This window comes from Streptococcus suis (assembly GCF_046032515.1).
Classification (GTDB): domain Bacteria; phylum Bacillota; class Bacilli; order Lactobacillales; family Streptococcaceae; genus Streptococcus; species Streptococcus suis_AL.
In genome coordinates this window covers 1-15,574 of record NZ_JARQPJ010000036.1, presented here as the reverse complement: position 1 = coordinate 15,574, position 15,574 = coordinate 1, and the positions used below count along the sequence as shown (strand labels likewise).

The 15,574-nt window shown below is 41.1% G+C and carries 13 protein-coding genes, 1 tRNA gene and 1 pseudogene; 3 read left to right on the top strand and 12 right to left on the bottom strand.

What is annotated here, in order from left to right:
- A partial coding sequence (locus P7J49_RS11305) for an SEC10/PgrA surface exclusion domain-containing protein (RefSeq protein ID WP_408570712.1) occupies window positions 1-2,065 on the bottom strand: 2,065 nt, incomplete at its 3' end.
- Window positions 2,066-2,307: 242 nt separating this feature from the next.
- On the opposite strand from P7J49_RS11305, the gene P7J49_RS11300 reads away from it, so the two are divergent.
- On the top strand, window positions 2,308-2,646 hold the full coding sequence (locus P7J49_RS11300; protein WP_029186845.1) for a helix-turn-helix domain-containing protein: 339 nt from the start codon (window positions 2,308-2,310) through the stop codon (window positions 2,644-2,646).
- Between the two features lie 34 nt (window positions 2,647-2,680).
- Here P7J49_RS11300 and gatB read toward each other — a convergent pair whose 3' ends face one another.
- From gatB to P7J49_RS11260, 8 genes are all read right to left on the bottom strand, one after another.
- On the bottom strand, window positions 2,681-4,120 hold the full coding sequence (gatB, locus tag P7J49_RS11295) for an Asp-tRNA(Asn)/Glu-tRNA(Gln) amidotransferase subunit GatB (protein ID WP_172072754.1): 1,440 nt from the start codon (window positions 4,118-4,120) through the stop codon (window positions 2,681-2,683).
- The gene (gatA, locus tag P7J49_RS11290) at window positions 4,120-5,586 is read right to left on the bottom strand and encodes an Asp-tRNA(Asn)/Glu-tRNA(Gln) amidotransferase subunit GatA (protein WP_408570711.1); all 1,467 of its coding nucleotides are present in this window, start codon (window positions 5,584-5,586) and stop codon (window positions 4,120-4,122) included. The genes gatB and gatA overlap by 1 nt, the downstream gene beginning before the upstream one ends.
- Window positions 5,586-5,888, bottom strand: a complete 303-nt coding sequence (gene gatC, locus P7J49_RS11285) for an Asp-tRNA(Asn)/Glu-tRNA(Gln) amidotransferase subunit GatC (protein WP_011921930.1) — start codon at window positions 5,886-5,888, stop codon at window positions 5,586-5,588. The genes gatA and gatC overlap by 1 nt, the downstream gene beginning before the upstream one ends.
- A gap of 218 nt (window positions 5,889-6,106) precedes the next feature.
- Window positions 6,107-6,781 carry a hydrolase gene (locus P7J49_RS11280; protein ID WP_012774968.1) on the bottom strand — a complete coding sequence of 225 codons (675 nt, stop codon included), beginning with the start codon at window positions 6,779-6,781 and terminating at the stop codon, window positions 6,107-6,109.
- Window positions 6,782-6,966: 185 nt separating this feature from the next.
- Window positions 6,967-7,314, bottom strand: coding sequence for a 50S ribosomal protein L19 (rplS, locus tag P7J49_RS11275; protein ID WP_024376329.1), 348 nt, complete (start codon window positions 7,312-7,314; stop codon window positions 6,967-6,969).
- Window positions 7,315-7,578: 264 nt separating this feature from the next.
- Window positions 7,579-8,130: a cysteine hydrolase family protein gene (locus P7J49_RS11270; protein WP_099877213.1), complete on the bottom strand. Its 552-nt coding sequence runs from the start codon at window positions 8,128-8,130 to the stop codon at window positions 7,579-7,581.
- 1 nt (window position 8,131) lies between these two features.
- Window positions 8,132-8,920 (bottom strand): GTP-sensing pleiotropic transcriptional regulator CodY, encoded by a 789-nt coding sequence (gene codY / locus P7J49_RS11265; RefSeq protein ID WP_004195776.1) that lies wholly within the window; start codon window positions 8,918-8,920, stop codon window positions 8,132-8,134.
- A gap of 151 nt (window positions 8,921-9,071) precedes the next feature.
- Window positions 9,072-10,286, bottom strand: coding sequence for a pyridoxal phosphate-dependent aminotransferase (locus tag P7J49_RS11260; protein WP_014735452.1), 1,215 nt, complete (start codon window positions 10,284-10,286; stop codon window positions 9,072-9,074).
- A 154-nt stretch (window positions 10,287-10,440) separates the two neighbouring features.
- On the opposite strand from P7J49_RS11260, the gene P7J49_RS11255 reads away from it, so the two are divergent.
- Window positions 10,441-10,893 carry a universal stress protein gene (locus tag P7J49_RS11255; protein WP_024380030.1) on the top strand — a complete coding sequence of 151 codons (453 nt, stop codon included), beginning with the start codon at window positions 10,441-10,443 and terminating at the stop codon, window positions 10,891-10,893.
- Window positions 10,894-10,908: 15 nt separating this feature from the next.
- On the opposite strand, the pseudogene P7J49_RS11250 reads toward P7J49_RS11255, so the two are convergent.
- Window positions 10,909-12,274 (bottom strand): annotated as a pseudogene (locus P7J49_RS11250) (Cof-type HAD-IIB family hydrolase).
- Window positions 12,275-12,343: 69 nt separating this feature from the next.
- On the opposite strand from P7J49_RS11250, the gene P7J49_RS11245 reads away from it, so the two are divergent.
- Window positions 12,344-13,303, top strand: a complete 960-nt coding sequence (locus P7J49_RS11245) for an asparaginase (RefSeq protein WP_029186851.1) — start codon at window positions 12,344-12,346, stop codon at window positions 13,301-13,303.
- 62 nt (window positions 13,304-13,365) lie between these two features.
- Here P7J49_RS11245 and recG read toward each other — a convergent pair whose 3' ends face one another.
- A complete protein-coding gene (gene recG, locus P7J49_RS11240; RefSeq protein ID WP_408570710.1) occupies window positions 13,366-15,384 on the bottom strand; it encodes an ATP-dependent DNA helicase RecG in 2,019 nt (672 codons plus the stop codon).
- Window positions 15,385-15,501: 117 nt separating this feature from the next.
- Window positions 15,502-15,573: transfer RNA gene (locus P7J49_RS11235), tRNA-Glu, on the bottom strand.
- Between the last annotated feature and the right edge of the window lies 1 nt (window position 15,574).

Genomic DNA, 15,574 nt, shown 5'->3' with positions numbered 1-15,574 from the left:
TTGCAAGACGTAGGTTGTTTTCAGCAACTTGAGTTTGAAGCGGTGTTGCAGTAGCATCAGCAAGAGTTTTCTCTGCTGCGGTTTTTGCTTCAAGTGCGGTAGCGTAATCTGAGCTTGCTTTAGTCAATTCAGCTTTAGCACTGTCTGACGCAGTTTGGGCGGCTGTGAGAGCTGCTTGAGCTTGAGTGAGAGTTGTGCCATTTGGCATTAGATTCTCGAGATGAGTGATATAGGCATCATTTGTGACCAACGCATTCTCAATGTCATAAGGTTTATAATATTCACCACCTGTAAAATTAGATAAGGTGTGCATATGCATTGCCGTCTTAGGTGTAACTGCAAATGATACCGCTGTGTATTCATACTGACCAACATTATGACGAGCATGACCCCAACCGGAATGAGCGTCATTTGTTACTGAATCAATAATTTCTCGAATAACTTTTTGCTTTAACTCAGCCATTGTGTAATGGTATCTGGTTTGACGCTTCTTGAAATTAGTAAGATTTGATCCATCTAGAGCATCAGTATCTGTGCTAAATGACAGTTCTGAGCTCCAAATATTTTCATTGTCGAAACCGTATTTAGTCAAAATTGTACGATCGTGACCACCATGAAGGTCTGGATTGTCATCTCCTTTCTCCATATATTCCTTGGCAACTTTTAAAGCATTCTCAATAATTTTTGTGTTTAATTTTGTTGGAGTAAACGTTGCACCAGTATGAGTCGCATATTGACGACGGAGATCGTTCAAAAAACGAACTGCTACTTCGTTGATTTCAATAGCATCTTCCAATGAGATATTTCGAATGTCAATCCACTCTTCTTTTTCAGAATCAGCATAAATTTGAATAGTGTTGTTTTCTAAATTAATGCGTTGTTCACCAAAAACTGTTTTAGCTCGCTTGATTAATTGATCCGCATACGCAATTTCTTTGTCAAGATTAGCTAACTCTGTTTCTGAAGCAGATTGGTTCCAATCTACTCTTTTATATAAGCCTGACCGAATGGTATTCATTTCTTGAGGTTGAAGTGTGAATGAGATAATTGCTGATTGATCGTGACCAACAGGCTTATCTTGGTTATTTGTTAGTGTAGTGACACGATCTTGAGCTGATTTGAGTGTTTCATCAGTACGTGTTACTGCATCTTGTGCCACAGTCAATTTCGCTTTTGCTGTATCAACAGCGTCAGTTTTTACTGCAACGTCAGTTTGAGCATCTTTGATTTTAGCATCACGTTCTGCGTCTGCTTTCTTTGCAGTGTCGACAGCCTTAGTTGCAGTATCAACAGTAGTAGTTGCTGTAGCGACATCTTTAGTTGCTTGGTCAAGGGTTGCTTGAGCTTCAGCAAGACCAGTACCAGAAAGGGCGTCTTCAGCAGCTTTTACGTCAGCTTCTTTAGCAATTACGTTAGCATCTGCTTGGTCTTTTTCTGCTTGGGCAGTATCAACAGCAGTTTGTGCGTCAGCGACTTTACTAGTTTGATCAGCGATTTCAGCGTTAACTTCATCTGTTTCAGTAGCGTTAGCAGCTTGGTCTGCAAGGTTAGCTGTTTGATCAGCTTGGTTTGCCGCGATGTTTTCTGGTGTTGCGTTTACTGCGTTAGCTTCAGCGTCTTTGACAGCTTGTGTTGCAGTATCAACAGCAGATTGAGCAGTGGTAACAGCTTGGTTAGCTGCGTCTGCATCAGATTGAGCGTTAGTTGCATCTTGAGCAGTAGCATCAACAACAGCTTGTTGAGCATCAAGAGCTGGTTTAACATCAGCAGCCGTTTTAGGTGCTTCGACAGCAGTAGTTTCAGTTGCAACTGGTGTTTCAACAGTTGATGCTTGAGTTTCTAACCATGAGGATAAACCTGCGTTTGCTTCGTCATATGTAGAGTATGTACCATTTGGTTCAGATTTTACAATTTCGCCTGTAGCGTGGTTAACAGTTTGCCACTCACCAGTCACACGGTTTAAAACAATACCATATTGTGTGTCTGCTGATACGGTAGACGCACCAACGGTTGCAAGAGTGATAGCAGCACCTGTTGCTAAAGTTTTAAATGTTTTTTTGTTCATAGTTTTTTCTCCTGAGTTGCTGTTAGGATTGGTTTGACTGTAAAGTCAAACCTTGATATATGTAGTATATCAAGGTTTGACTGTAAAGTCAAACCTTGATATATGTAGTATATCAAGCTATTCTAAATTATTTTACCATTTAACAGTGCCAAACACAACACTTATTTCTGTATATAAGTGTAATTTAGCATACTTATTTTTTACCACATTAATCTTTACAATAGTAAGAAAAGGTGTAAAAGATGGAACAAGACAAACTACAAACATTTATTGCTAAAAGAATACGGTACTTAAGACTTCAAAAAAAGTTAAGTCAGGAAAAGCTTTCTGAACTCGCAGAACTTGGTTCGAAACATGTTCACAATATTGAAAATGGTAAATATAATTTTCAGATTCAAACCCTAAGTAAAATCATTAATGCTCTAGAGATAGATGAAAAAACATTTTTTAACTTTGAATTCCCAACACAAGATAAAGAAGTTGATAATGTCCTTAAACAAATAGAACAATTGCCCTCTGAGAAACGACATGATATTATTTCAGCTTTAAATACATTATTATCCAATATAAATAACCGCTAAGATCAAAATCCTAGCGGTTTTCTTCTATTCAATTTTAATCCAACAACTTCGCCAATTCCTGAGCCAAGAGTTGTTGTGCAACTTGTGGATTAGCTTGTCCTTTAGTTGCTTTCATCAAGAAGCCTGTGAAGGCCTTGTCTGCATTGCGTTTGCCAGACTTGAAGTCAGCTACGGCTGCTTCATTATCCGCAAAGACTTGGTGGATAATCGGAATCAAGACCGCAGGGTCTGAAATCTGTACCAAGCCAGCTTTCTCCACATAAGCCTTAGCAGAGCCGCCTTCTTTGGCCAAGTGTACAAAGACCTTCTTGGCAATCTTAGATGAAATAGTTCCATCCGCAATCAAGGCAATCATCTCCACCAAGTTTTCTGGTGTCAAAGCGATTTGCTCAATAGTCTTACCTTCAGCATTGAGGAACTGAGCCACCTCGCCCTGCAACCAGTTAGACACCTGCTTAGCATCGCCACCTGCTGCCACTGCTGCTTCGAAGAAGTCAGACAGAGCCTTTGTAGACGTCAACTGACCAGCATCATAGGCGGTCAAGCCCAAGTTTTCCACATAGTGAGCACGGCGAGCCTTTGGAAAGACTGGCAATTCTGTACGCACTTCCTCAATCCAGCTATCATCAATCTCGTAGAGCGGTAGGTCTGGCTCTGGGAAGTAACGATAGTCAGCTGAACCTTCTTTGACACGCATGAGAATGGTTTCACCAGTAGATTCATCGTAACGACGAGTTTCCTGCTGGATTTGACCACCTGAACGCAAGATTTTCGCCTGACGTTCAACTTCGTGCTGCAAGCCCTTGCGAACATAGTTGAAGGAGTTAAGGTTTTTCAACTCAGTCTTGGTACCAAATTTTTCTTGACCATAAGGACGAAGAGAGATGTTGGCATCCACGCGCATAGAACCCTCTTCCATCTTCACATCTGAAATACCAGTGTATTGGATGATTTCCTTGAGGGCTGTCAAGTAGGCATAGGCCTCTTCAGGCGAACGCATATCCGCTTCTGACACAATCTCAATCAAAGGAACACCCTGACGGTTGAGGTCCACATAAGAATAACCATCTGTCCCGTGGGTATTCTTACCGGCATCCTCTTCCAAGTGCGCACGCTCGATACGGATTTTCTTAGTCGTACCGTCTTCTAGCTCAATCTCAATCCAACCATTGTAGCCAATCGGCTCGTCAAACTGGGAAATCTGATAGGCCTTAGGGTTATCAGGATAGAAATAGTTCTTACGGTCAAAGTGCATGTCCTTGTGAATGTCCATGTTCAAGGCCAAGGCAGCCTTGATACCCGCATCCACAACGCCCTTGTTAAGAACAGGAAGGACACCAGGGAAAGACCAGTCAATCACGTTGGTATTAGCATTTGGATCCTCACCAAAATGAGCAGATGAAGGTGAGAAAATTTTCGAGTTGGTATTCAACTCCACATGGACTTCTAGACCAATAATCGTTTCAAAGTTCATTAGTTAGCACCTCCAAAAATCACTGGTTGTTGCTTGTGGTAGTCTGTCGTCGCTTCAAAGGCAGCAGCCACTTGGTAAATGGTCTCTTCTGAATATTTTGGACCAATCAACTGCAAACCAACTGGCAAGCCTTCCACAAAACCAGCAGGAATAGAAAGACCAGGCAGACCTGCCAAGTTTACAGGAATTGTTAACAAGTCCGCCAAGTACATAGCGACAGGATCATGGTTGAGCGTATCCAAACCAAAAGCAACCGTTGGAGCTGTCGGCCCCAAAATCAAGTCATAGTCAGCAAAGACTTTTTCAAAATCTTGGATAATCAAAGTCCGCACCTGACCAGCCTTCTTGAAGTAGGCATCGTAGTAACCTGATGACAGGCTGAAGGTTCCAAGCATGATACGACGTTTGACTTCCTCACCAAAACCTTGACTACGGGTTTTCACATAAATCTCTTCCAAGTTGGTCGCATCTTCTGCACGGAAACCATAACGGATACCGTCAAAACGTTGCAAGTTAGAAGAAGCCTCCGATGAAGCAATGATGTAGTAAACGGCAACCCCATACTTAGAATGTGGTAGGCTAACTTCCTCGATAATCGCTCCCAGGCTTTCCAAATGCTTAGCAGCCTTGAGAATGGTTTCCTTGACCTGCGGATTGATCCCTTCTCCCATGTATTCTTTTGGCAGAGCAATCTTCATACCCTTGATGTCCTGACCAATCTTGCTAGTGAAGTCTGCGATTTCATTGATCGTTGATGTTGCATCCTTGACATCATGACCAGAGATGACATTGAGCAACTGGGCATTTTCCTTAACTGTCTGTGAAAATGGACCAATCTGGTCAAGAGATGAACCAAAGGCAATCAAACCAAAACGTGACACCGTTCCATAGGTTGGCTTCATACCGACGATACCATTAAAAGCTGCTGGTTGACGAATGGAACCACCTGTGTCAGAACCGAGTGACAAGCGGACCTGACCAGCAGCAACCGCAGCTGCCGAACCACCTGAAGAACCACCAGGAACTTTTGTCTGATCCCAAGCATTTTTAGTCGGTTTGAAGGCAGAGTTCTCATTCGAACCACCCATGGCAAACTCATCCATGTTGGTCTTACCAACAACAATCATGTCCTTGGCATAGGCTTGGGCAATAGAAGTCGCATCGAAAATCGGCTCGTAGTTATAGAGCATTTTTGAAGCAGCAGTTGTCAAAATACCCTTGGTTGAGATATTGTCCTTGACTGCCAAAGGAATCCCCGCCATGACATTGTCCGCATCAATCCCCTTTTCATCAAGGGCAGCTGCCTGAGCCAAGGCTGCATCTTCTGTGATAGTCAAGAAAGCATCCACTGCTCCCTCACGGCTCTTAATGTCTTCCAAAGTTGCCTTGGTCAACTCAACCGCAGAAATCTCCTTTTTGACAAGGAGGTCGTGCAACTCATCAATGGTCTTATTATTAAAAGTCATTAGGCATCTCCTCCCCCGTCTAGAATAGCTGGTACCTTGATAAAGTTATCTTGTGATTCAGGCACATTTTTAAAGAGCTCCTCGCGGCTCTCACCTTTTTGGGCAATATCTGCTCGCAAGACATTCTTACGGTCAGCCATAGTGGTCGTTACCGCAACACCTGTCGTATCTACTTCATTGAGCAATTCAACCATATCGACAATCTTGCTCAAACTTGTCGCAAATTCCGCTGTTTCTTGATCCGAAAATTCCAGCTTAGACAGCTTGGCAACGTGACGGACTTCAGCTTCAGAAATCTTCATTCTTACTTTCCTCCTAATGGAAATCTATCTTCTCATTATACCATATTTCCAGCCCCAGACAAAGGTAGAAATGACCTAATATGTTACCTATTCCCTCCTAAAAATCCGTTCTTTAAATTGCGAAGTATTCCTAATCTCACACCGTCAAACGATAAAAAACAGCAAGTTTCATCTAGCAATAAAACTTACTGTTTGCTTAGCCTATCTTTTTTTATGAGCTAATCCTTTGCATGTTTGCGGTATTTTTCCATTTTCCCTTTAAAAAGCTCCCCATTACTTGGTGCTGTATAGGAGACAGCATTGGCTCCAGCTTCGATAACCCGACGAATAGAGTCCTCAGTCGGACCACCAGTCGCAATAATTGGAAAGTCAGGGAAAGCTTCTCGAATCTTCTTCACAACCCTTGGCGTTTCCATACCGCAAGAAACATTTAAAATATCTACTCCAGCTTTAATCCGTGAGGTTAAATCAGACTTTTCAGAAACAACGGTATAAATGATAGGAATATCTACTACCTTATTGATTGCCTCAATTGTTTTTACATCCGTTGGTCCATTTACCACAACAGCGTATGCTCCCTCCGACTCAGACAATAGACTCATATTAGCTGAACGCATACCTGTCGTCAAGCCTCCACCAACACCAGCCAAGACTGGAACTGACGCAACCAACATAATACTTTTGATAATAGCTGGACTGGGCGTAAATGGATAAACAGCCAAAATAGCATCTGCATTGTGATTGGCAATAATAGACACATCCGTTGTAAATAAGACTGAACGAATGCGACGACCATAAATACGAATTCCACTACATTCCTTGATAACCTCTGGCATCTGAACAATATCCTGCCGTAAATCTGATAAAACAGATGGAATAAACTGTTCGCTCATCCTCAACCTCCTCTATACTAGCTTCAATAATATATAGTATAACATATTATTTCATGGAAGATACACAAAAACAATCCATTTTACCACTGCTTTCACAATTTGGTACTTTTTCAACAGATTTTAAAAAAAAAGAGACAGCTTTCGCTGCCTCCCATTCTCCGACCAAAATAGTCTGTAGGACTATCTTAACGACGGATTTCTTTGATACGTGCTGCTTTACCTTGCAATGCACGTAGGTAGTACAATTTAGCACGACGTACTTTACCGTAACGTACAACTTCAATCTTATCAACACGTGGAGTGTGGATTGGGAATGTACGTTCAACACCTACACCACCAGAGATTTTACGTACAGTGTACATTTCTGAGATGCCTTGACCTTTACGAGAGATAACAACACCCTCGAAGATCTGAATACGCTCACGAGTTCCTTCGACAACCTTAGCGTGAACACGAACAGAGTCACCAGGACGGAAAGAAGGGATATCAGTACGAAGTTGACCTTCTGTCAAACTTTGGATCAATGGATTCATTTTATTCTCCTATCTTTGTCAATCTTAGGTGCTTTTAAACCCAGCGGATAAACTGTATTTTTGTGCGTCCATTACACACAAACTATATTATACACCAAGTAATCACCTATGTAAAGCATTTTGATAAATTTATCATGGTCAATCACACCGCTTCTTTTACAAGTTAAGTCAACAAGGTCTGAGTTTGATTTTCGAAGAGTGTTAATAATACATTCCTGTTGGAGAAAAACGAAAAACCAGTCCACAGACTGGTCACTATACCTATTAATCAATGATTGTCGCACCGAGTACATAACACAAATGGTTGAGAGCAAACTGATGATTCTCCTCCGTCAATGCAGCAATGGCTGATGAGACCACCTCAATACGATACCCCTTATTATAAGCATCAATAGCTGTATGAAGAACACAAATATCAGACAAAACACCCGTCAAGACAACCGTATCTACACCACGTTCTCTTAGTCGAACATCCAAATCCGTCCCAGAAAAAGCAGAATAATGACGTTTATCCATCCAACGAACACGCGCATGCCCTTTATGTTTTTGATAAAAATCTGCTATAGGACCATACAAGTCACGCCCTTGCGTCCCAATGATATTATGACTTGGGAAAAGCTGAGCTTCAGGATGAAATTCATCCCCCTCCTCATGACCATCAATCGCAAAGAAAATGTAGTCTCCATTTTCAAAAGCTTCTTGCGTAACCTGAGCAATTCGTTCAGAAATAGCCTGAGCTGATTTTCCAGCAGTCAACTTTCCTTCATCTGCCACAAAATCTATTGTATAATCAATCGAAATCAATGCTTTTGTCATTTTAGTAGTCACGTTTCTTAATTTCATCAAAAATAGCTGGGATGAGAACTTTCAAATAAGTCCCCTTCATTCCCAAAGAACGACTTTCAATAATCCCTGCACTCTCCAACTTACGCAGTGCATTCACAATCACCGAGCGTGTAATACCGATACGATCTGCAATCACAGAAGCAGTCAATTGCCCTTCATTGCCATCTAATTCACCCAAAATAGCTGCAACTGCCTTCATTTCTGAGTAAGATAGCGTATTTACTGCCATATTAACTGCCGCACGACGACGGATATTCTTCTCGTCTTCTTCCCGTTGGAAATTAAGTAACTGAATACCAACTACTGTTGCCGCAATCTCAACCAAAATCAAATCATCATCGTGAAACTGCTCATTATTCCGCCAAATAATAAGCGAACCAAAACGAATCCCCGTTACGTGGATAGGCGCTATCGTTGTCAGCCCGTTTGGATAAGTCGATCGTGATTCGACAGGGATGGCAGTCAACTCACTCTCGACAGGCAAATTAACCTGCGTATCGTAAACCTGCGCAACTGCTTTTACATATCCTTCTGGGAATTGTTTGTTTTGGAAAAATTCTTCCACACGATCATTGTTCGTCTCATAGTTCATGTGGTATCCCAAAACTTCACCTTCACTATTAATGATGCACGAATTGCAGTCAATAATAGCTGATAAATGCTCAGCAATGGCATTGTAAGGCAATTCTTCTGCCAATTGCTCTTCGGAACGCTTCAAAATAGAAGTAATATTCCGTGTCTTCTCTAATAATGTTGTCATATTTTCCTCTTTACTCTGTAATTGCTTTCAGTATAGCAAAAAATACATAAAATTTCAACAATTATCAGAATATTTGCCGTTATCAGAAAAATTCAAACAATTTCATTCAAGTAAAAAGAAAAGGCTGATTAACATTCAGCCCAAAATTCCATTATCTACGATATTGCCGCAAAAATCGTGACATTTTTTCTTGAATTTCTGCCAACTCATCCACACGTGGTAAATACACAATACGGAAATGATCTGGATCCTTCCAGTTAAAACCTCGACCATGGACCAAAAGTACTTTTTCTTGCTTGAGGAAATCCAATACAAATTGTTCATCATCATCAACTCTGTACATCTCACGATCAATTTTTGGGAAGACATACAGACCAGCCTTAGGTTTTACAGCAGAAAGTCCTGGAATATCATTAATCGCCTTAGTAATAAACTCCCTTTGTTCATATAAGCGTCCGCCAGGCATCAAGAGTTCATCAACCGATTGGTAACCTCCCAAAGAAGTTTGAACAACCTGTTGAGCCAAAACGTTTGAACACAAACGCATATTGGACAACATATTCAAGCCTTCAATGTAACCTTTTACATGCTTTTTCGGACCAGATAAGACCATCCAACCTACTCGGAAACCACAAATACGATGCGATTTAGACAGTCCATTCATCGTCACAACAAATAAATCTGGAGCCAGTGTCGCAATAGGGATATGAACAGCTCCGTCAAAGACCATACGATCATAAATCTCATCAGAGAAAATAATCAATTCATGTCTACGAGCAATATCAATGATTCCTTCTAAAATTTCTTTCGGATAGAGAGCACCAGTTGGATTATTTGGATTGATAAGGACAATTGCCTTGGTTCGAGAAGTCACCTTAGACTCCATGTCTGCCAAATCGGGATACCATTCAGCTGCTTCATCACAAACATAGTGAACAGCTTTACCACCAGCCAAACTAACTGCGGCAGTCCAGAGAGGATAGTCTGGCATTGGCACCAACACCTCATCACCATTATCTAGCAAACCTTGCATAGACATAACAATCAGCTCACTCACGCCGTTTCCAAGATAAATATCTTCAATATCAACATTTGGAAATTTCTTTAGCTGACAATACTGCATGATAGCCTTACGTGCAGAAAAAATTCCCTTACTGTTCGAGTATCCCTCTGATTTACGGGCGTTATGAATCAAGTCACGAATAACTTCATCTGGAGCAGTAAAACCAAATTCTGCAGGATTCCCCGTATTCAAACGTAAAATCTGCTCTCCATTGGCACGCATGCGCATGGCCTCTTCCAAGACAGGCCCACGAATATCATATGCTACATCATCCAATTTTGTTGACTTGTTAAATTGCTTCATGTCGTCACCTCGACTTTCTATCTTTTCTATTGTACTGTAAAAGCAAAAAAAGTACAAGAATCCTTTACATTTTCTCTCAAAAGGCTTATAATAAAAATGTAAGGAACTACTCTACCTATTTCGGGACAAAGCTCTTCTGAAAGGAGTGATTATTATGACACAATCTTACAAAACAATACTCGTCGCTGTAGACGGATCTAAAGGAGCAGAATTAGCTCTTCATAAAGCTATTCATGTCGCACTACGCAACCAAGCACGTCTGATTATCGCCCATGTGATTGATACCCGTGCTCTCCACAATGTTGTTGCATTTGACGCCTCTGTCTATGAATCTTTAGAAAGAGAGGCGGAGCTCCTCCTCGAAGAATACAAACAAGAAGCCCTCAACGCCGGTCTGACCGATGTACAGATTCGCATTGAATTCGGTAACCCAAAAAACCTACTGGCTATCGATATTCCAAAGGAAACCGGTGCGGATCTTATGTTACTTGGAGCAACTGGTCTAAACGCCTTTGAACGTCTCCTAATCGGATCCTCATCCGAATATATCATGCGCCACGCAACTATTGATTTACTCATTGTTCGCGATGGAGAAAAAAGTTTATAAACCAAAAGACTTGATTTACGAATCAAGTCTTTTCATCTGTCTTTTCAGCTCTTCCTGAATCTTTTCCTCCGGCGCAAACCGTTCTTCCCAATCATCAGGTTTTAAAATTTTATGGGTAATTGGATCAAAATGGGCCTTCCCATCTGGAAATATTTTCCCCATATTTGCAGTATGGACTATCTGAAAAATTGGTTCTGGATCAACCCCCATCAAAACAAACGAACCATATGTAAAATAAAGAATATCCAGCAAAGCATCTACCTGATCCTGCATCGAAACCCCGAAACTTCTCTTGCCAGATACCTTAGCAGCAGCAGTATCTAAATCCTGATGAAGTTGTTGAATAAAATCATGAAACTCAACTTCAGATTCTGAAGCTGCATGTAGAAATTCTACCAACTCCTCCAATTTAAAACCAGCGCGATGCAAAGCCGTCTGTCCATCATACACACTGGGAAGTTCTTGGGTTTCACCATCCATTAAAAAATGAAAATCCTTTACCCTATTAAAATTATCGTCCTTGCTCTGAAACATCTTATCCCTCAATCACACCAAAATGAATTAATGCCTTATAAATCCCATCACGATTATTTGTATCTGTAACAAAGGAAGCTGCTTGTTTAACCTTTTTCGTCCCATTTCCCATCGCTACCGAGTGCTGAATTTCATTCAACATTTCAAAATCATTATTAGAATCTCCGAATACCATAACTTCATCTAACTCAAAACCATATCGTTCTGCAACCTTTACAATACCCGATAATTTTGAATTTCCCTTACTGATAATATCAGTCGCATAGGGACTCGAACGCGTAAAAGACAAGTTCGGAAAGAGCACCTCCAATGATTGCGTCTCCCTTTCCGTCGTCAGCAACATCAGCTGATAGATTGGTTGAAAGAGAAAACCTTTCAAATTCGTTTCCTGTTGAGGACTGATCCAACGTACCAAGCGATTGAAAATAAAGTTTATGATTCCAGCCCAGGACTCCGGAATCATACGCGTCACACGATATGCAAAATTTCCTGTTCCAGCACTCATAATCTTACTACCAAATATGCCTTTAGCAGTTCCAAAAGACAAATCCTTATGGTGAGTTTGCGCATACTCCATAATTTGTTCAATTTGCTTTGGCTCTAAACTCTGACTATAAATAACTTCTTCTCTTGAAAAAATATATTGACCGTTATAAGCAATGGCCAAATCTAGCCCTAAACTAGCCATATACTGCAAAACAAAACGAGGGTCACGTCCTGTAGCTAGACCAACTAAAATCCCCTTCTCTTTCAAAGCATTAATAGCGAGAATAGTTGAACTACTAACCATACGATTGTCGGTCAATAAGGTACCATCAATATCGAAAAATACAGCCTTTATCGTCAACCAACTCACCTACTTTCTAAGAATTATGTTACAATTAGTATATCACACTTTGAAAGAAACTGAAAATTTATGAAAAAAATTCTAGTATTGCATACAGGTGGAACCATTTCTATGCAAGCCAATCATCAGGGTGAAGTTGCATCGAGTAAAATCAATCCAATGACCCAAATTGATAGCCCACTAGAAGAAATTCAAGTAACATCCTTGGATTTTCTCAATGTTCCAAGTCCACACATTCGCTTAGAACACATGATGGCTCTATACCAAAAAATCAAAGAAGAACAAATGAACTTCGATGGTTTTGTCATTACACATGGCACAGATACTTTAGAAGAAACTGCCTATTTCCTTGATACAATGGCTATTCCAGAAAAACCAATTGTATTGACCGGAGCCATGCGTTCCTCAAATGAACTAGGTAGCGACGGGATTTATAACTACCGAACAGCTCTACGTGTGGCTGCTGATGATAAATCCGCAGATAAAGGTGTTCTAGTGGTCATGAACGATGAAATTCATGCTGCTAAATATGTTACAAAAACGCATACCACCAATGTCTCAACCTTCCAAACACCAACCCATGGACCACTGGGGTTAGTCACCAAACGAGAGATTCTCTATTTTAAAACTGCTGAACCACGTGTTCGATTTGACTTGTCAAGAGTCACAGGAACGGTCCCAATCATAAAAGCTTATGCAGATATGGACTCCATCCTCCTTGATTCTCTCACTGCAAGCTCAATTTCCGGCTTAGTCATTGAAGCACTCGGCGCCGGAAATCTTCCGCCTACCATCCTTCCAGCCATTAAGAAACTCCTTGATCAAAAGATCCCCATTATTCTGGTATCTCGCTGTTTTAACGGAATTGCTGAGCCTGTCTATGCCTACCAAGGAGGTGGCATCCAACTGGAGCAAGACGGCATTCTATTTGTTAAAGAATTGAATGCTCAAAAGGCCCGACTCAAACTCCTTATCGCTCTCAATGCAGGCTTGGAAGAGCAAAGCTTGGCAGATTACATCCAAGGTTAATCGCTGACGCACTATACAATATGTCAAAAGACCAGCACATGTGTGTTGGCCTTTTTATATGACTAATCCAATTCCTCTCCATCTTTCAAATTAGCAAGTAAAATCGACCAATTAGGGTCCTCCTGCCAATTTTCCACACTAACAATCTGACTAGCAACTCGTCTTGCTTCCTCTAAAATTGGATAGTCCTCGATAATATTTGCAACCTGAAATTCTGGCAAACCTGATTGACGAGTTCCAAATATTTCTCCAGACCCACGCATTTTCAAGTCAGCTTCAGCCAAAATAAAACCATCTGTCGTCTCTGTCATAATTTTCATGCGTTCCTTACCAGACTCTGTTTTAGGATTAGCAACTAACACTGCATAAGACTGCTTATGACCACGTCCTACACGCCCTCTCAACTGATGTAATTGGCTTAAACCAAAACGATCTGCATCCATAATAACCATCACCGTTGCATTGGGCACATTGACTCCGACTTCAATAACAGTGGTAGAAACCAAAATATTCGTTTTTCGCTCCTTAAAAGCCTGCATGATGGCATCTTTCTCGTCATTTTTCATCTTACCGTGTAACAAATCCACTGTAACTTGCTCTCCAAAATGCGCCTGTAAATCAGATTGCAGATCTACAGCATTCTTTAAATCTAGAGCCTCAGATTCTTCAATCAGCGGAGAGATAAAATAAACCTGGGCACCCACTTCTAACTCCCGCTCCAGCCAATCTAAGACCGTGGGCAGCTGTTGATGTTTGACCCAGCGAGTGATAATTGGCTTCCGACCAGCAGGTAACTGATTAATAATCGATACATCCATATCTCCAAAAGCTGTAATGGCTAACGTCCGAGGAATAGGTGTAGCAGTCATCATAAGCACATCCGGATTATCACCCTTCTCACGAAACAGACGGCGCTGTTTAACACCAAAACGATGTTGCTCATCCGTTACAACCAAACCAAGCTTATGGTACGTCACACTTTCCTGGATAAGAGCATGAGTTCCTACAATGATGTCTACCTGACCACTGGAAATCGCCTCTAAAGCAGTACGACGCTCCGCAGCTTTCATTCCACCTGTCAAAAGAGCAATAGAAAGTTCTGGAAAAAGCTGGCGCAAACTCTCAAAGTGTTGCTCAGCCAAAATTTCTGTCGGCACCATAATTGCAGCCTGCATCCCCGCAGTCACAGCAGCAAACATAGCCAATCCAGCAACTACTGTCTTCCCTGAACCAACATCCCCTTGTAACAAACGATTCATGTGCCCATAGGACTTCATATCTGATAGTATTTCAGCCAAAGCCCCAGACTGAGCATCCGTTAAGACAAACGGCAATTGTCTTATTTGCATAGCCAATCTATCAGCATCATAGGCAATCTTCAAACCATTCGAAATATCACGATTGTTGGCTTTCAGCATTTGCAACTGTAATTGAAAATAAAATAATTCCTCAAACTTCATACGTCGCAAAGCTTGTCTATACTCTTCTAAATTTGTCGGAAAATGCATCGCAAAAACCGCCTCTCGGCGATTCATTAACCGATAGCGCTCTCGTAAAACTGATGGCAAGTTCTCCTCTAATAAATGCAAATATCCCTGATCAATAGCTGTTTTAATAGCCTTAACCAAATTTACTTGTGAAATCCCTTGCGCCACATGATAGACAGGTTGGAGCTCATCTGATACTTGAGCCAAAATTTTCATTCCTGTCAAACTTGCCTTAGCCTTATCCCACTTTCCCCAAACTGCAATATCCTGCCCCAAAACAATCTTATCTGCTAAATAAGGCTGATTAAAAAACGAAACTGCTAAGACAACCTCACCCTGTTTCATTGAAAAACGGAGTCTATTTCTTTTGTAACCATAATACTGTACATTAGCTGGAGATACCACCTCCCCAACTACCACTGCCTTCTCCCCATCCTGCAAATCATAAATAGACTTACTCTCAAAATCTTCATATCTAAATGGATAGTAAGTCAGCAAATCATTAATATTTTGAATGTTAATTTTTAAGAATTTTTCAGCCGATTTAGGACCAATCCCTGGCAAAACCGATAATTCATCACATAATCTTTTCATGTCTCTATTATATCAACAAACAATGAATAGACAAAGTAACAAGAAAAGAAAAAGGAGCCAAATTAAAGCCCATTCACCTCTAAAAACAAAAAAAGAGACCTAAGTAGCCTCAAAATATAGTCCGTACGGGATTCGAACCCGTGTTACCGCCGTGAAAAGGCGGTGTCTTAACCCCTTGACCAACGGACCA